At 52.1% G+C, this 15,509-nt stretch carries 17 protein-coding genes; 15 read left to right on the top strand and 2 right to left on the bottom strand.

The genetic code is table 11. From position 1 onward, the window contains the following. Positions 1 to 34: 34 nt before the first annotated feature. From J2Z70_RS29470 to J2Z70_RS29430, 9 genes are all read left to right on the top strand, one after another. Positions 35 to 712, top strand: a complete 678-nt coding sequence (locus J2Z70_RS29470) for a PspA/IM30 family protein (RefSeq protein ID WP_036731140.1) — start codon at positions 35 to 37, stop codon at positions 710 to 712. A gap of 4 nt (positions 713 to 716) precedes the next feature. Then, positions 717 to 1,193 (top strand): PspC domain-containing protein, encoded by a 477-nt coding sequence (locus tag J2Z70_RS29465; RefSeq protein ID WP_209878922.1) that lies wholly within the window; start codon positions 717 to 719, stop codon positions 1,191 to 1,193. A 3-nt stretch (positions 1,194 to 1,196) separates the two neighbouring features. Continuing rightward, entirely contained in the window at positions 1,197 to 1,904 is a 708-nt protein-coding gene (locus J2Z70_RS29460; RefSeq protein WP_036731144.1) for a PspA/IM30 family protein, read from the top strand. A gap of 197 nt (positions 1,905 to 2,101) precedes the next feature. Continuing rightward, a complete protein-coding gene (liaF, locus tag J2Z70_RS29455) occupies positions 2,102 to 2,749 on the top strand; it encodes a cell wall-active antibiotics response protein LiaF (RefSeq protein WP_209878920.1) in 648 nt (215 codons plus the stop codon). 39 nt (positions 2,750 to 2,788) lie between these two features. After that, on the top strand, positions 2,789 to 3,823 hold the full coding sequence (locus tag J2Z70_RS29450) for a sensor histidine kinase (RefSeq protein ID WP_036731150.1): 1,035 nt from the start codon (positions 2,789 to 2,791) through the stop codon (positions 3,821 to 3,823). 15 nt (positions 3,824 to 3,838) lie between these two features. Then, the gene (locus J2Z70_RS29445; RefSeq protein ID WP_036731152.1) at positions 3,839 to 4,498 is read left to right on the top strand and encodes a response regulator; all 660 of its coding nucleotides are present in this window, start codon (positions 3,839 to 3,841) and stop codon (positions 4,496 to 4,498) included. A 146-nt stretch (positions 4,499 to 4,644) separates the two neighbouring features. Beyond that, a complete protein-coding gene (locus J2Z70_RS29440; protein WP_209878918.1) occupies positions 4,645 to 5,448 on the top strand; it encodes a hypothetical protein in 804 nt (267 codons plus the stop codon). A gap of 209 nt (positions 5,449 to 5,657) precedes the next feature. Continuing rightward, on the top strand, positions 5,658 to 7,208 hold the full coding sequence (gene zwf / locus J2Z70_RS29435; protein WP_209878916.1) for a glucose-6-phosphate dehydrogenase: 1,551 nt from the start codon (positions 5,658 to 5,660) through the stop codon (positions 7,206 to 7,208). Positions 7,209 to 7,551: 343 nt separating this feature from the next. Continuing rightward, a complete protein-coding gene (locus J2Z70_RS29430; protein ID WP_076082003.1) occupies positions 7,552 to 9,138 on the top strand; it encodes a peptide chain release factor 3 in 1,587 nt (528 codons plus the stop codon). A 123-nt stretch (positions 9,139 to 9,261) separates the two neighbouring features. Here J2Z70_RS29430 and J2Z70_RS29425 read toward each other — a convergent pair whose 3' ends face one another. Then, positions 9,262 to 9,498 carry a small acid-soluble spore protein SspI gene (locus J2Z70_RS29425; RefSeq protein ID WP_036700271.1) on the bottom strand — a complete coding sequence of 79 codons (237 nt, stop codon included), beginning with the start codon at positions 9,496 to 9,498 and terminating at the stop codon, positions 9,262 to 9,264. Positions 9,499 to 9,692: 194 nt separating this feature from the next. Between J2Z70_RS29425 and J2Z70_RS29420 the strand changes: the two genes are divergently transcribed. The 3 genes from J2Z70_RS29420 to J2Z70_RS29410 all read left to right on the top strand — a co-directional run bounded on the left by J2Z70_RS29420 (position 9,693) and on the right by J2Z70_RS29410 (position 12,024). Beyond that, on the top strand, positions 9,693 to 10,352 hold the full coding sequence (locus J2Z70_RS29420) for a potassium channel family protein (RefSeq protein WP_036700269.1): 660 nt from the start codon (positions 9,693 to 9,695) through the stop codon (positions 10,350 to 10,352). 31 nt (positions 10,353 to 10,383) lie between these two features. Further along, positions 10,384 to 11,190, top strand: coding sequence for a TrmH family RNA methyltransferase (locus tag J2Z70_RS29415; protein ID WP_209878913.1), 807 nt, complete (start codon positions 10,384 to 10,386; stop codon positions 11,188 to 11,190). A gap of 105 nt (positions 11,191 to 11,295) precedes the next feature. Next, positions 11,296 to 12,024, top strand: coding sequence for a Type 1 glutamine amidotransferase-like domain-containing protein (locus J2Z70_RS29410; protein WP_209878911.1), 729 nt, complete (start codon positions 11,296 to 11,298; stop codon positions 12,022 to 12,024). A 50-nt stretch (positions 12,025 to 12,074) separates the two neighbouring features. On the opposite strand, the gene J2Z70_RS29405 is transcribed toward J2Z70_RS29410, so the two are convergent. Then, complete coding sequence (locus tag J2Z70_RS29405; protein ID WP_209878909.1) at positions 12,075 to 12,626, bottom strand: helix-turn-helix domain-containing protein; 552 nt, start codon at positions 12,624 to 12,626, stop codon at positions 12,075 to 12,077. A gap of 160 nt (positions 12,627 to 12,786) precedes the next feature. On the opposite strand from J2Z70_RS29405, the gene J2Z70_RS29400 reads away from it, so the two are divergent. From J2Z70_RS29400 to J2Z70_RS29390, 3 genes are all read left to right on the top strand, one after another. Continuing rightward, positions 12,787 to 13,446 carry an alpha/beta hydrolase gene (locus tag J2Z70_RS29400; protein ID WP_209878907.1) on the top strand — a complete coding sequence of 220 codons (660 nt, stop codon included), beginning with the start codon at positions 12,787 to 12,789 and terminating at the stop codon, positions 13,444 to 13,446. A 6-nt stretch (positions 13,447 to 13,452) separates the two neighbouring features. Continuing rightward, the gene (locus J2Z70_RS29395) at positions 13,453 to 14,223 is read left to right on the top strand and encodes a dioxygenase family protein (protein ID WP_209878905.1); all 771 of its coding nucleotides are present in this window, start codon (positions 13,453 to 13,455) and stop codon (positions 14,221 to 14,223) included. A 156-nt stretch (positions 14,224 to 14,379) separates the two neighbouring features. Further along, positions 14,380 to 15,264, top strand: coding sequence for a hypothetical protein (locus J2Z70_RS29390; RefSeq protein WP_209878903.1), 885 nt, complete (start codon positions 14,380 to 14,382; stop codon positions 15,262 to 15,264). The last annotated feature ends 245 nt before the right edge of the window (positions 15,265 to 15,509 follow it).

Genomic DNA, 15,509 nt, shown 5'->3' with positions numbered 1-15,509 from the left:
TACTTATTAAGAAGCAGGGAGGGAGCAGGAAATCATGAGTGTTTTTCGCAGAATGAGGGACATCACCGTAGCCAACTTGAATGAACGACTGGAGCAGAGCCAAGATCCGGTGAAGCTGATTGATCAATTTCTACATTCAACCCGTGAAGAGATCGGGGAGGCCGAACGGCTGTACCAGCAGTACGCTTCTCATACGAAGCAATTGCAGCAGCAGGTGAATCAGGCCACCGCCATGAGGAACAAACGTGAAGAGCAGGCGCTCCTCGCACTCAAGGCAGGCGAAGATCATCTGGCCAAGCTGGCATTGCAGGAGAAAATTATCCACGAGGAAAAGCTGGAGCAATACAGCGGGCTGCTGGAGACGAGCCAGCAATCACTTTTCGAACTGGAATCCCAGCTGAACGAGCTCAAAATGGAGTATCAGACGGTATACAGCAAACGCCAGTTCTATGCAGCACGGATGGAGTCGCTGCGGCTGCAGCAGCGCATGAATCAAAGAGCCGGTGCTTATGGCGGCGGAGATGTTCCCAAAATGTTCGGCCGTCTGGAAGACAAGATGAACGACTGGGAGCTAGAAGCCAAAAGCCTGAGCGACTTGCGCCGGATGGGACAGGAATATGCGGTGCAGGCCGGAGAGACCGTGGCAACCGTACTCGAAAGAGAAATGGCCCGTCTAAAGGAGAAGCTGAACAATGATGGCAGAAAGGAGTAGTAGTATGACCCGATTGTATCGTTCAACAAGAGACAAAGTAATGACTGGGCTGGCAGGCGGATTGTCCGAGACTCTCGGCATTGACTCTACCCTGTTCCGGATTCTGCTGGTGATCAGTATTCCATTTAGCGGTGGAGCTACAATCCTCGTATACTTTATCGCAGCAATGGTGATTGCCAAGGAGCCTAACCAGTACAATCCCTTCGGTCCCGGACCTGGCCCGGGCGGCCCGTACGGCGGACCCTACTCCGGCGGACCTGAATATGGCCGCGGACCACAGGCTCCTCACCAAGAACCTCAGGGATATGGCCCCTATGGCGGACAGCCGGGCTACAATCCCGGTTATGAGAAGGCAGGCGCTCATGCGGCTCCTGATTCCGGCCTGGATGCCATGATGAAGGATATCGAGAAGAAGGCACTGCAAAAAGAAGTGGAAGAGCTCAAACAAAAACTTGCTAAATACGAGAAGGGAGAAGTGTAAATTATGGGAGTATTCAAACGGATTAAAGATATGACTAAGGCGTCGGTAAATGATATGTTGGATAAGGTAGAGGACCCGATTGTGATGCTGAATCAGTATCTGCGTGATATGGAGGCTGAGATTCATGAGGCTGAAGTAACGGTAGCGAAGCAGATGGCTAATGAACGCCGTATGAAACAGCGTGTGGACGAAGCTGCCAAGGTTGCCGGACAACGTGCTGCACAGGCTGAGCTTGCGCTGAAGAACGGGCAAGAGGAAGTTACCCGCAAGCTGCTGGAAGAGAAAATCTACTTCGACCAGAAGTTTACCGAGTATGGCGAGCTTCACGCACAGGCTGAAGTACAGGCCAAGGAACTGGTGCAGCAGCTTCATGATATGAAGGATGAGTTCTACAAAATGCGCAACAAACGCAATGAACTGGTATCCCGCGCTCAGATGGCTAAGGCCAAGAAGCAAATGTCCCAGATCAGCAGCGTACATTCCATCGAAAGCGGAAGTGCCTCCCTTGGCTTCCACCGCATGGAAGAAAAGATCATGCAGCTCGAAGCGGAAGCAGATGTGATGCGCGCTCCGTATAGCCCTTCGGCAACCGCATATGCTAAGCCGGTAGATCCTGAGAAGGAACTGAAAGTGGAGGAGCAGCTTGCCGCACTCAAGAACAAGCTGAACTCAACTCCTGCAGCCCCTCCTTTGAATAAAAAAGAACAATAATCCCTGTTCCTAAAGAGCAGCCGGATATGATATGCTGATCAAGGTAAAGCCATACGGTATGGATTCTCCATACCGGTATGGCTTTTGTAGCGGATGCAGTATGTTGAAGATGTAGCTTCGCGATACTTCAGCTAATGCTTACGAGGTCAGTTTTGCTTCAAATATAAGAATTGATATGCTGTGCAGGAGGTGCGGAAATGGATAAACGGAACCGTTTGATTGCCATCGGATTGATTGGTGTAGGCTGCTTGATGATATTTGGCAAATGGATCGGCTTCTTCTCCATTGTCGCACTCCTGTTCCTGCTGCTGGGAATCTACCAGACGACGTCGGGCAAGGTCAAGCAAGGTTATAAGCTAATGGGAGTCGGAGCAGTCCTGCTGTTGCTGGATCATTTGCTGCTGGTGCTTGGCATCTGCCTGCTTTCGCTGGGGATGTTCTTTGTCAAATCGAAAAGAATGCAGCGCAAGGCGGGGTTTGTGCAGAAGCAAAGCTTTTCTTCCAGATTCGACTGGGATCTCTCGCCGTGGGTGATGCGCAGTCTGAGCGCCTGGCATGTGCTGGGCGAGGTGGATGTGGATCTTTCACTGGCCATGGCGGAAGAGCAGGAGACGATTATGCTGTATCAGGGGATTTTTGGCGATGTGGACATTCTGCTGTCTGAGGATTACGGAGTGGAGATTGAGGCATTCGTACTGTTCGGCTCGATTGAGTCCGGCAGTAACCGCGATACGGGGATGCTGAACCGGCTGAACTGGAAGTCACCTAACTATGACAGCTGCGAGCATAAAGTGAAGTTTAACATTTCTTATCTGATGGGGGATCTGGACATACGCTTCCCCTAAGAGTATGTTAGGGCCAAGAGAGAAGGGAGAGCTCCCGGCATGGACAAAAAAAGCAGTAATATGGTAACGCGCAGTATGGGTGAGGGAGCTCTGTTCTCTTTGTTCATGCTGCTCGTTATTACATATATTATGTATACATATGGGCTACTACGGCCGTTCGAGGATTGGCGGATTGGCATAAGGACAGGATTGACGCTGATTCTGCTGCCGATGGCTTTCGGAATCGGGTACGGCTTCTATCAGGGCTTCCGCAGCAAGCGCAAGCTGGAATTACTGCGGGCTACCTTGGTCGCCTGGGAGAAAGGCAATCTGACCCCGGCTATGCCGGACCTGGGCAACGATGAGCTGGGGCGGCTCGGGGAACAGCTAGGGCGGATCAGTGGCAAGTGGGAGAATCAGGTGAATACGCTGCAACGGCTCTCCACCAATAACGCGAAGCTTGCCGAGCAGGCCCGGGTCACGGCAATCATCGAGGAACGGCAGCGGCTGGCACGGGAGCTGCATGATGCGGTATCGCAGCAGCTGTTCGCCATCTCGATGACGGCAACGGCAGTAGGTCGGACGCTGGAGAAGGACTTCGACAAGGCACAGCGGCAAATCGCGCTGATCGAGGAGATGTCTGCAGTAGCCCAGTCCGAGATGAGGGCGCTGCTGCTGCACCTGAGACCGGTGTACCTGGAAGGTAAGGGGCTGGAAGAAGGTCTGCAGGAGCTGATTAAGGAACTGAAGATCAAGGTGCCGATTGATATTCTGTTCGAGATGGATCAGGGAGTAGAGCTGCTGAAGGGCGTGGAGAATCATTTGTTCCGTATTGTGCAGGAGGCTATCTCCAATACGCTCCGCCATGCCAAAGCGGAGAAGATGGAGATCCGCCTGCACCGCCGGGGTGATACCGTCCGGCTCACGCTGCGCGATGATGGAATCGGGTTCGAGATGGATGACAGCAAGCAGACCTCTTACGGTCTGTCGAATATGCAGGAGCGGATTACAGAGATCGGGGGCTCGATCCAGTTCATCACTGCTCCCGGCAAAGGCATGCGGATTGATATTACCGTACCGGTAGTCAATGAATAGGGGGCAGGTGTAACGATGGAGATAGAAGAAGATAATGCAATCAAGGTCCTGCTTGTAGACGATCATGAGATGGTCCGGATCGGACTTGCTGCGGTGCTTGGCACCGAGGATGGCATTGAAGTCGTCGGCGAAGCGGGAAGCGGCGAGGAGGGCATCCGTCTGGCCCAGGAGTATACGCCGGATGTGGTGCTGATGGATCTGGTGATGGACGGCATGGACGGAATCGAGACGACTAGACAGCTGCTGAAGCTGTACCCGGATTGCAAGGTGATTGTGTTGACCAGTTATTTGGATGATGAGAAGATGTATCCGGTGATTGAAGCGGGAGCCTTCAGTTACCTGCTCAAGACCTCACGGGCCAGCGAAGTTGCAGATGCGATCCGGGCAGCCGCAAGAGGCCAGTCCGTGCTGGAGTCGCAGGTGGCGTCCAAGATGATGAACCGGTTCCGTTCCAATGCAAGAGGAGAGGCACCGGCTTACAAAGAGCTTACCGAACGCGAGATGGAAGTACTGAAGCTGTTAGCTCAGGGTAAATCCAACCAGGATATTGCTGATCAATTAATTATTGGAATCAAGACGGTGAAATTCCATGTCACGAATGTTCTTGCCAAGCTGGGGGTTGAAGACCGGACTCAGGCGGCTATTTATGCATATAAGAATGGACTGGCGGAGTAAGCACGGTCTATGGAAGCCATGGAGCACTTTCAAGCGAGTCCGCCCGGACGATCTTGGAAGTGTTTTTGCATGCGTTCGTATATCTTTCTCTGAAATTGGATAACCTGTCTAGTAGATTACTAGATCGGTTGAGAGGGAGATGCGAAGTGGGGAATAAAGGGCAGAGTAAGGGGATACTGGTGTTGGTGCTGGCAGGGATATGTGCGCTGATGCTCCTGAGCGGATTCCGAAGCGCGGAACCCGCAGGAAGAAGCGGTGTACAGAGTGCTGATGCTTCTACAGCTGCCGGAGAGCTTCAGGAATCCCTTGCCCTGCTGACCACCCTGGGCGGACAGGCCTCCGCTCCCGGCGCGCCGCTCCGGCTCGTATTGAAATGGCAGGGGGAATACAGCGGCGAAGAGACTGATGAGGTTGCCGTACAGCACCTTGCCACTAGGCTTGGACTGGATGGAATTAGCAGCGCAGATGATGATGGGCACCGGGTCTGGCGTTCTGCCGCGCAGCTCAGTGGCGGTACACAGCTGTCCCTGTTCTGGAGTGAGCTTGGCGGCGGCCGCAGCTACTGTATTGTTACGCTGGAGACGGCTGATCTTCTGGGCTCCCCGGAGCTGCCGGCCGCAGCGGCGGACGCCGGAGAGGCGATGCTGCAGGCGGGAATTGCTGCGGAGTGGAATGCTTCGCTGCAGGCACCAGCGAAGGAGCAGGGCGGAACGCAGGCAGCACTCCTTGCTACGGAGCAGTTAATGGCTGCGGAGCTTCCCGGTATTCAGGCAGAGGAGAGCTACACCGATATCTCTACATCCAGTCATTCGTATAGTGTGCCGGGTCTTCAGCGCACAGTCAGCAGCGGTAGCCACAGCCTGGCCCTCCAGCTGGCAGTTCACAAGAACGTCAATGCAGACGTGAACCGGATAACCCTTGGAATGCCATTAATTACAATCGAATACTGAGGTTAAATGACTTAATATAAGCGTAATCCAGTGGAGGCATAAGAAAGAGTAATGGAAAAGTGCGAAATCCCGAGAAAAACTGTCAGGAATGTGATGGCATCCTCCGTGCAATTATGATAAAATGACATCACGCCTATAGTCGTATGTTGTTTCATACCAGGCGATGAGAATGAATGTCAACTATATTACATACAGAGAGATGAGGAGCCATGGCTGAAAATCAAACCCTTGATGCACTGCATACACCCGGTGCTGTATTCTTTATCTTCGGTGCCACCGGAGATCTGGCCCGGCGTAAGCTTTTTCCGGCGATTTACAGTTTGTACCGTGAAGGCAAGCTGACCCAAGATTTTGCGGTCATTGGCGTGGCTCGGCGTCCCCGCACCCAGGATGAATTCCGGGAAGATGTGAAAGAATCCATCCGCGAGTTCTGCCGTTATCAGGCAGGAGATGCTGCGGAATGGAACGAGTTCGTACAGCATTTTGAATACAAGTCACTCGACATCAATAATATTGACGGCTTCCGTGAGCTGAATGAGCAGACGGAGCGGCTGGAAGAGAAGTTCCAAATTCCGGGCAACCGTATGTTCTATCTGGCGCTTGCGCCTGAGCTGTTCGGCAGCGTATCCTTCAACCTGAAGGCTGGCGGGATGCTGCAGGCCAGAGGCTGGAACCGTCTGGTCATCGAGAAGCCGTTCGGCTATAATCTCGAATCCGCTGAGGAACTGAACGAACAAATCCGCCAAGTCTTCAAGGAAGAGGAGATCTACCGGATTGACCACTACCTGGGTAAGGAAATGGTTCAGAATATTGAAGTGATCCGGTTCGCCAATGCCTTCTTTGAGCCATTGTGGAACAACAAGCATATCGCCAACATTCAGATTACACTCGGCGAGACGGTGGGCGTGGAAGAACGCGGCGGGTATTACGATCATGCGGGGGCGCTGCGCGATATGGGCCAGAACCATATTTTGCAGCTGCTGACGATGATCGCTATGGAACCGCCTAGCCGTCTGCTGGCTGAAGATATCCGTGATGAGAAGGTGAAGGTTCTACGTTCGCTGCGTCCTTACGCGACCGCTGATGAAGTTCGCGAGAACGTAGTCCGCGGCCAATACACTCAAGGTCTCTACAAGGGCAAGACGCTTCCGGCTTACCGCCAGGAAGACAAAGTGGACCCGGAATCGAATACAGAGACGTATTTCGCAGCCCGTGTGTTCGTGGATAACTTCCGCTGGGCTGGAGTTCCTTTCTATATCCGTACCGGCAAACGCCTGCCTGTGAAGACCACCGAAGTGGTTGTAGAATTCAAAGGAATGCCGACCAACGTCTACTTGGGCCAGAAGCACAAGCTCGAGCCGAACCTGCTCGTCATCCGCGTCAATCCGATGGAAGGCATCTACGTGAAGATCAATGCGAAGAAGCCGGGCTCGGAATCCGAGATTCAGCCGCTGGCTATGGATTTCTGCCAGAGCTGCATGATCGGCATCAACTCGCCGGAGGCGTATGAGCGTCTGTTGCATGATGCTGCACGCGGCGATTCCACCTACTTCACCCGCTGGGATGAAGTGTCCTCGGCCTGGTCCTTCGTGGACCGGATTGCCAAGGCGTGGAAGGAAGAGAGCAACGACTTGGCTTCCTATCCTGCGGGCTCCTGGGGTCCGGTTGAAGCCGACCAATTGCTTGCCGGAGAAGGCTTCCACTGGTGGCCGGTCAACGGCCAGGATGAAGACAATGTGGTCTGGCAGGTTAACCGCTAGTCCCTGAAGAAGAACTGTTACAGATCCTCCTGCATCTCGCCTGCGGGGGGATCTTTTTGCTGAATCGTGAATTTATATTACAAGATATTTCACTACAGGCGCTTTTTTGTAGATAATCTCTGCCGGATTTTGCTATACTGAGAAGGATGCTTTCAACATAAAGATTTCTAAGCCTAGCGCTATAGATGATCCTATACATGGTAAACGTTACGTTCAAGAAATAGACGTTGATTCTCTGTTGATTCTCTAAGGAAAGGATCTGAATCCATGAATAGTCCGATTTGATTGATCCGGTAATAGAGGCAGAAGTACGCATGAATTTATAGATGAAGGGATATGTGCAATGAATAAAGCAACGGACCATAAGCTTCAGAGTGAAGTCGACAAACGCAGAACCTTTGCGATTATTTCCCACCCGGATGCGGGTAAAACTACACTGACCGAGAAACTGCTGCTCTTCGGAGGTGCCATCCGTCTGGCAGGTACAGTCAAAGCCCGTAAGGCAAGCAAGCACGCCACCAGTGACTGGATGGAAATTGAGAAGCAGCGCGGAATCTCGGTTACGTCCTCTGTGATGCAATTTGATTACCTGGACCACCGGGTGAATATTCTGGATACTCCGGGTCACCAGGATTTCAGTGAAGACACCTATCGTACGCTCACTGCGGCTGATAGCGCGGTCATGCTGATCGACGTAGCCAAGGGTGTGGAGACACAGACCATCAAGCTGTTCCAGGTCTGCGCGAAGCGCGGCATTCCGATCTTCACCTTCATTAATAAGCTGGACCGCGAAGGCCGCAGCCCGTTTGATCTGATGGAGGAGCTGGAGAATGTGCTGGGCATCCGCTCGGTGCCGATGAACTGGCCGATTGGGATGGGGCGTGAGCTGTGCGGCGTCTATGACCGGATGAAGAATCAGGTTGAGCTGTTCCAGGGCGATGACCATTCCGTAATTAAAGTTCAGAAGGTGGAGAGCTACCGCGACCCGATTATCCGTGAGATGGCGGGGGAGTACCTGCATGATCAGCTATGCGCGGATCTGGAGCTGCTGGATGTAGCGGGCGATCCTTTTGACTATGAGAAGGTGCTGCGCGGGGAGATTACTCCGGTATTCTTCGGCAGTGCTATCAACAACTTCGGTGTGCAGACGTTCCTGGATAATTTCCTGGAGCTTGCGCCGAAGCCTGAACCACGCCGCAGTACAGCAGGTGCTGTAGAACCGACGAATGAGAAATTCACCGGCTATGTATTCAAAATTCAGGCGAACATGAATCCCGCACACCGTGACCGTATCGCTTTCCTGCGTATCGTGTCCGGCAAGTTCGAGCGCGGGATGAGTGTGAAGCATGTACGTGCCGGCAAAGACATCAAGCTGTCCCAGCCGCAGCAGTTCCTTGCCCAGGACCGGGACATTGTTGAAGAGGCGTATCCGGGGGATATTATCGGTCTGTTCGACCCGGGCATCTTCCGGATTGGCGACACGCTCAGTCAGGCCGGAGATATCGAATTCGATGAGCTGCCGACCTTTTCGCCGGAGATTTTCTCCAAAGTCACCATCAAGAATGCACTGAAGTCGAAGCAATTCCAGAAGGGGATCGACCAGCTGACCGAAGAGGGTATGATCCAGGTGTTCCGTACCGTCAACTTCGACGATATTCTGCTGGGTGTAGTCGGACAACTGCAGTTCGAGGTGTTCGAATACCGCATGAAGGGTGAGTATGGCGTGGATGTGCAGCTTCAGCGCATGAGCTACCAGTTCGCACGCTGGATCGTGGATGAGAACAAGCCGGATGCCAGCAAGTTCCGGATCAACTCCACTCTGGTTACAGACAAAAAGGGTAATTACGTAGTGCTGTTCGAGAACGAATACGCTATGCGGACCGCGATGGAGAAGAATCCGACCGCGAAGTTCCTGGAGACTGCACCTTGATGGGTGTAATAGAAGTAAGATGAACAGTTAAGCATATGTACGATTAGGCTATAAAAAAACCTCCGGCTCCACCTGTGCAGCAGCACGGTAGGGTGCGGAGGTTTTTGACGGGATGGGCCTCCTCTAGGAGGTGATGGACCCTGGGGTAAGCTTGTCCAGATGTCTGTGCAGCATAGAGAGAACCCGGTCCTGCTTCGCAGGGTCGAGGTCCTTCCAGATCATCTCAAAGACGACACCCAGTCCGGGAAGCGCGGCTTCCGGCCCGTCCACGGAATTCTCAATAACCTCCCGCAGACCTTCTTCGGACTGGCCGTGCACCTTGTGAATGATGGCCTGGCGCAAATCAAGGGTGACTGGCATAATCGGCCTCCTTAAAGTTTTGTGAGCATCTGCTTTCTGAATCAGCATCGCAAAACTGACTTCGAAAGCAGGGGCTTAGTCAGGTAAGCAGCCTTCTTATAAGGTGCCCTACGGGAGCGCTGAACATTCAAGTTTATAACGGCTTATGCTATACTGTGTGAGATGTATTATATGGGCGGGAGGGACAAGGCTTAATGGCAAAAAAACAGTATGCGATCATCGGCATGGGCCGCTTCGGCTCAAGTGTGGCCAAGGCGCTCAGCGGGATGGGCTATGAGGTGCTGGCCATTGATGCGGATGAACAGCGCACCCAGGAAATCTCCAATATTGTGACCCATGCCGTATCTGCAGACTCCACGGATGAAGAGGCGCTGCGTGCGCTTGGCATCCGTAACTTCGATGTGGTGGTAGTCGCCATCGGGGAGGATATTCAGGCCAGCATTCTGACAACGCTGATCTTGAAGGATCTGGGCGTACCTGCCATTATCGCCAAAGCCAAAAGTGAGCTGCACGGCAAGGTGCTGGGTAAAATCGGAGCAGATAAGGTGATCTACCCGGAGCGGGACATGGGGATGCGGGTGGCGCATCATCTCGCTTCTCCGAACATCCTCGATTACATCGAGCTGTCACCGGAGTACAGCATTCTCGACATGAAGGTCTCAGGACCGATGCTGGGCAAGAACCTGCAGGAGCTTGACATACGCGCCAAATATGGGTGCAATGTTATGGCGATCCGTCAGGGCGAGGAAATGAATATATCCCCCAGAGCGGAGGACCGCCTGACCGATGGAGATGTCCTTGTCATTGTCGGACGGAAGGATAATCTGACGAAGCTGGAAATGGCTTATCAATAGGAATCTGTAAGCATCAGAAAGGTAGGACCCTATGGAAATTATGTCGCCGCAGAACACGCGGGTGAAGGAATGGGCCGGACTGCAGGAGAAGAAGCACCGCGACAAGTCCGGTAAATATATCGTAGAAGGCATTCATCTCGTGCAGGAGGCGCTGCAGGCGGAAGCGGATGTGGAATGCCTGGCCTTTGACCTCGATAAAGGAATGCCGTCTGAATTGAAGCCGCTGCTTCAGGCGGTGCAGGGTATGGAGGTCATCGGCGTGTCGGCAGCGGTGGTTGCCAAGTGCAGCAGCACAGGCACACCGCAGCCGGTGTTCGCCATTGTGCGGAAGGAGCAGAAGGGGATAGAGGCCATTCTGGCGAAGCCGGACAGCCTGGTTGTGGTGCTGGACGGGGTCCAGGACCCCGGCAATGTGGGCACCATCATCCGCAGCGCGGATGCGGCCGGTGCGGACGGCGTGATTCTCGGCCAAGGCTGCGCCGACCTCTTCAATCCGAAGACCATCCGGTCTACGATGGGCTCAATGTTCCATCTCCCGGTAGTGGAGGGAGAGCTCGGCACGATTCTGCCGCAGGCGCGGGAGCGTGGTGCGCTGCTGGTCAGCACCTCTCTGACGGCGGAGGATTCCTGCTACACCCATGATTTTCACGGCAGCCAGTGGTTGCTGATTGGCAGCGAAGGCCAAGGCATCTCGCCCGGGACAGCCCGTCTAGTCGACAAAAGCATCCTGATCCCCATGGCTGGCCGTGCCGAATCGCTGAACGCCGCGATGGCCGCGACGATCCTGCTGTTTGAGGGGATGCGGCAGCGGGGGAATTATCTTAACCAACCTATATAACTTTCACAACAAAGTCAGTCCCGGTATGTCTGAATAAGACGTAATGCATCCGGGACTTTTTTGTATTCTTTTTTTGCTTCAATATTATAAATAGGAGTGATGAAGATGGGGATTATTGTGGCGATTGGCGGAGGAGAGATTAGCGAATTGGAGACTTTGGCAATCGATCAAACGATTGTAGATCTAACGAACAAAAAGAATCCCAAAGCGTTGTTCATTCCTACAGCCAGCATGGATGCCGAAGGGTATTGTGACTCTTTTCAATTAGTATATGGTGACCGGTTGGGGTGTGAGATTAAGCATTTGCTGCTGGCGAAAAATACATATGCACCAGAAGAAATAGAAGATATGATCTTATCCGCCGATTTAATCTATGTGGGTGGCGGTAATACGAGGAAGATGCTGGACATTTGGCGGGAGCATGGTGTGGATATTTTGCTGAAGCAAGCGTACGACTCGGGGGTTGTGTTGTCAGGGATGAGTGCGGGTTCGATCTGCTGGTACGAATACGGTCATAGTGACTCAGAGGCGTTCGATAATGAAGGGAAATGGATCTATATCAAATTGAAGGCGATGGGGATCTTACCAGGGATTCACTGTCCTCATTATAATGAAGACAACCGCGAGACAGATTTTTTGGAGATGGTTAAGGGAATGAATACAACAGGCATAGCCATTGAGAATCACTGTGCCATTATTTATAAAGATGATGGGTATAAAGTGATCTCTTCCAGAGAACAGGCCAAGGCCTATAAGATTCAAGAGATTAATCAGCAGATGATCGTGACGGAGATTGAGAAGCATGCTGAATATAATGAGATAGCGAATATGTGAATAAAAGCCCGCACTCCGCCTATCCGGCCAGAGTACGGGCTTTTGATTGTTCAGAGGACATCCTGTCCGTTTTCGCTTTCAGTGTAGATGGAGATTAGCACAATCGCGGTGTCCTCTCCCGTATTTTTGACGGAATGGGGGGTGCAGGCATTCCAGCTAAAGGAATCACCCTCAGTAAATTCAGCTCCATCTTCCCCTTGCTGCGCATAGATGGTTCCTTTAATGACAACATGGACCTCCTGTCCTTCATGTGCATGGGGGGCATCTCCAATCATGGCACCGGGAGGGAACTCGACGATTGACATCCGGACGTTCTGAGTGGAGCTGAGGTGTTCGACCTTTAGCTCGGCTGCGCCGCTGGTGGTGATTCTCCGTTCATCCTTGCGGACAATCTGCATGCGTTCTTCTTTTTTGAGCAGCAAATAAGCAAGAGGAACCTTCAGAGCCTGGGCGATATTCTCCAGTGTAGCGATGGAAGGGGAGGTCTTATTGGTTTCGACCTGGCTCATGAAGCCTTGGGAGAGGCCGGTAGTGTCGCAGATTTGCGCGATGGTGATATTTTTCCGCTTGCGGATTGCCCGTATTGTAGCGCCGATATCCATAGGATCACACCTCTATAATATTTGTAATACTAAACTTATTTTCATATTAACAATTTTATTGTTGACAAGTCAATGTGCATTGCGATAAATTACTCATATAGAAAATATATTATTATAACTAATATTCAAGTGATAATCTTCAGTTATGGAGGAAAATAAGATGAATCCTAAGTATTCATATGATGTTCACCTACCGGATGGGCTGGAGCAGGGCAGGAAATACCCGGTGATCTTTACTTTTCACGGCAAAGGCTCTGATGAGCGCAATATGTTCGGTCTGGTGGCCCCGCTGGCTAAGGAGTTCATTATTATCGGGGTTCGCGGGAATCTGCCACTGGGTATGGGGTATCAATATTATGATTTGAAAAGCCTGGGCAACCCTATCCGCGAGATGTTTGACCAAGCTGTCAGCGATCTTGAGACCTTCATTCACTATGCAACGCAGCAGTATCCGATCGATCCGGACAAACGTTATTTGCTCGGCTTCAGCCAAGGGGCCATTCTGTCTATGACGCTTGCGCTTACGATGGGAGATCAGCTGAAGGGGATTGTCGCACTGAATGGATATATTCCTGAATTTGTGAAAATGGAGTATAAGCTCCGTAGCCTTAAGAACGTGTCTGTCTTCGCTTCGCATGGTGAATACGATTCGGTGTTCCCGGTGAGCATTGGACATGAGACTGCCGCCTATCTGAAGGGGCAAACCGAACGGTTGACCTTCAGACTCTATCCGTCCGACCATGGCGTAACTGAAGAGAACCAGCGTGATTTCTTGCAATGGCTCAAGCAGGATGCCGGATTAACCATTAATAAGGAGTGATTGACTATGATGCCTTCCTATTTTTTTGCACACGGAGCTCCATCTATCGTTCTTGAAGATAATGCCTACACCAAGCTGTTAAAAGAGTTCAAGGACCATATGCCCAAACCGAAAGCCATCGTTCTCTTCTCAGCGCATTGGGAGGAACCCGTGCAGTCCGTGGGCGCGGCGGCAACGTATGATACCATTTATGACTTTGGCGGATTCCAGGACGAGCTGTACCAGATGACGTATCCCGCACATGGTGATCCGGCTCTCGTGGAGCAGATTCAGAAGCTTTTGACCGCGGGTGGTGTGAAGAATGTCAGGGATGAACAAAGAGGGCTCGACCACGGCGCATGGGCAGTGCTGAAGCTGCTCTATCCGGAGGCGGATATTCCGGTCGTGGCGATGTCTGTGAATCGTGATCTGCCTAATGCGCAGCAGTATGAGATCGGCAAGGCACTGGCGGCGCTGCGTGAACAGGATGTGCTTATCATCGCCAGCGGCGGAACCGTTCATAATCTGCGGAGGTTGAACTGGAATTCGGAGGAGGTCAACGGGTGGGCCGAGCAGTTCGATCACTGGATTCAGGAGAAGGTGGGAGCATGGGATACAGAAGCGCTGTTCCAATACGAGGAGCTTGCTCCTTATGCGGAGATGGCGGTCCCGACGAGTGAGCACTTTATTCCGCTGTTCATCGCTATGGGAGCGGGAGACCCGGGGCGTAATGCGCAGCTGCTTCACCGGAGTTATCAGTATGGCAATCTAAGCTTGAGCTGCTGGCAGTTTAATTAAAATGTGGTGAACTCCGCATGCTCCGCTTCGGCAATCTCCTTGGCATAATTCCGAAATCAGGCATGTCAAGCTGTCGGGGAGGAAGGAATTTCCGGTCCACTTTTCAATACATTCTTGGTAAGGTAGGGGGACTGCTATTCTGAAGAGGTGATAATTATGCAAAAGAAACATTGTGCATTCTGCGATCAGATTGTCCGCATTACAGCAGACGGTGAGTACGATCAGTATATCGACTGCTCCTGCTCTCCTGGCGGAAGCTACGGCCTGCTTAGAGACAGCTATGAATCAATTCTTGCGCTCCCGTTCCAACAGAAGCGGGACATGCTGCATCTGATCTCAGGTTATATCCGCGAAAAGACGGATTGTGGCGAGAAGGTGATCCTTGCGTTCGGCGATCTGGAGGATATTGTGAATGCCCCGGGTATTCCGGTAACGGCTGAGAATAAAGGTGAACGGCTGTTGCAGTATCTATATAGGCATTGTAGTGGCCCCGGGGAGCCCGTAGTGATTCATCCCCTGTCCCGCAGCTACAATCTGACATACTCTCCCAATCTGCAGGAGCTGGTCTATATTATTGACAGGCTGCAAGGTGAGAATCTGTTAGTCCGGGAAGGTATGAATTTCACATTGACCTCCCTGGGGTGGGAGGAAGCAGTGGCTGCCTCAGGAGGCCGGACCTTACAGCAATGCACCGTTCTTCTGCCGGATGATGAGAAGCTGCAGGCGGAGTGGCAGGACAAGCTGTGGGCCAAAATCGAGCAGTTGGGCTATTTCCCCCGTTTGCTTGCCAGCAAGAACGAAGCTGCGAATTCGCTGGAGCCTGTGGCGGACAGTAAGCTGGTTATTGCGGACCTCACAGGCCAGTCATCTGAGGTGTATCTGGCAGCGGGCTATGCGCTTGGGCTGAACATTCCGGTAATCTGGACAGTCAGAAGCGATGAGGCAGATACATTAAGGATCCATCTTCAGGAGATACGTCCTCTGGTTTGGGATACTGCGGAAGAGCTGATGGTATTGCTTCAGCAAGAACTTTTGAAATAATAGTTGCATAGTTGTCTGATCCATGTTATATTATAAAAGTTGCTGGTGACGAGCTAATCGACATTGACAACGAGCTTGATCTTTGAAAACTGAACAACGAGTGAGTATCGGAGATCGCTTCGGCGAGATCCAAAATTAGAGAATGTAACCATTCTCGTCAGATGTTTCAAAATGAGCAATCGCTCTTTCTAAATACCAATTTGGAGAGTTTGATCCTGGCTCAGGACGAACGCTGGCGGCATGCC

This window comes from Paenibacillus silagei, assembly GCF_017874735.1.
Taxonomy (GTDB): Bacteria; Bacillota; Bacilli; order Paenibacillales; family Paenibacillaceae; genus Paenibacillus_AQ; species Paenibacillus_AQ silagei.
The sequence above is the reverse complement of the archived record's forward strand: the minus strand, read 5'-3'. Positions and strand labels throughout refer to the sequence as shown.

Bases quoted from the DNA above. Each gene is read 5' to 3' on its own strand.
- J2Z70_RS29470 (WP_036731140.1), top strand. From the start codon at position 35: ATGAGTGTTTTTCGCAGAATGAGGGACATCACCGTAGCCAACTTGAAT.
- J2Z70_RS29465 (WP_209878922.1), top strand. From the start codon at position 717: ATGACCCGATTGTATCGTTCAACAAGAGACAAAGTAATGACTGGGCTG.
- J2Z70_RS29460 (WP_036731144.1), top strand. From the start codon at position 1,197: ATGGGAGTATTCAAACGGATTAAAGATATGACTAAGGCGTCGGTAAAT.
- liaF (WP_209878920.1), top strand. From the start codon at position 2,102: ATGGATAAACGGAACCGTTTGATTGCCATCGGATTGATTGGTGTAGGC.
- J2Z70_RS29450 (WP_036731150.1), top strand. From the start codon at position 2,789: ATGGACAAAAAAAGCAGTAATATGGTAACGCGCAGTATGGGTGAGGGA.
- J2Z70_RS29445 (WP_036731152.1), top strand. From the start codon at position 3,839: ATGGAGATAGAAGAAGATAATGCAATCAAGGTCCTGCTTGTAGACGAT.
- zwf (WP_209878916.1), top strand. From the start codon at position 5,658: ATGGCTGAAAATCAAACCCTTGATGCACTGCATACACCCGGTGCTGTA.
- J2Z70_RS29430 (WP_076082003.1), top strand. From the start codon at position 7,552: ATGAATAAAGCAACGGACCATAAGCTTCAGAGTGAAGTCGACAAACGC.
- J2Z70_RS29425 (WP_036700271.1), bottom strand. From the start codon at position 9,498: ATGCCAGTCACCCTTGATTTGCGCCAGGCCATCATTCACAAGGTGCAC.
- J2Z70_RS29420 (WP_036700269.1), top strand. From the start codon at position 9,693: ATGGCAAAAAAACAGTATGCGATCATCGGCATGGGCCGCTTCGGCTCA.
- J2Z70_RS29415 (WP_209878913.1), top strand. From the start codon at position 10,384: ATGGAAATTATGTCGCCGCAGAACACGCGGGTGAAGGAATGGGCCGGA.
- J2Z70_RS29410 (WP_209878911.1), top strand. From the start codon at position 11,296: ATGGGGATTATTGTGGCGATTGGCGGAGGAGAGATTAGCGAATTGGAG.
- J2Z70_RS29405 (WP_209878909.1), bottom strand. From the start codon at position 12,626: ATGGATATCGGCGCTACAATACGGGCAATCCGCAAGCGGAAAAATATC.
- J2Z70_RS29400 (WP_209878907.1), top strand. From the start codon at position 12,787: ATGAATCCTAAGTATTCATATGATGTTCACCTACCGGATGGGCTGGAG.
- J2Z70_RS29395 (WP_209878905.1), top strand. From the start codon at position 13,453: ATGATGCCTTCCTATTTTTTTGCACACGGAGCTCCATCTATCGTTCTT.
- J2Z70_RS29390 (WP_209878903.1), top strand. From the start codon at position 14,380: ATGCAAAAGAAACATTGTGCATTCTGCGATCAGATTGTCCGCATTACA.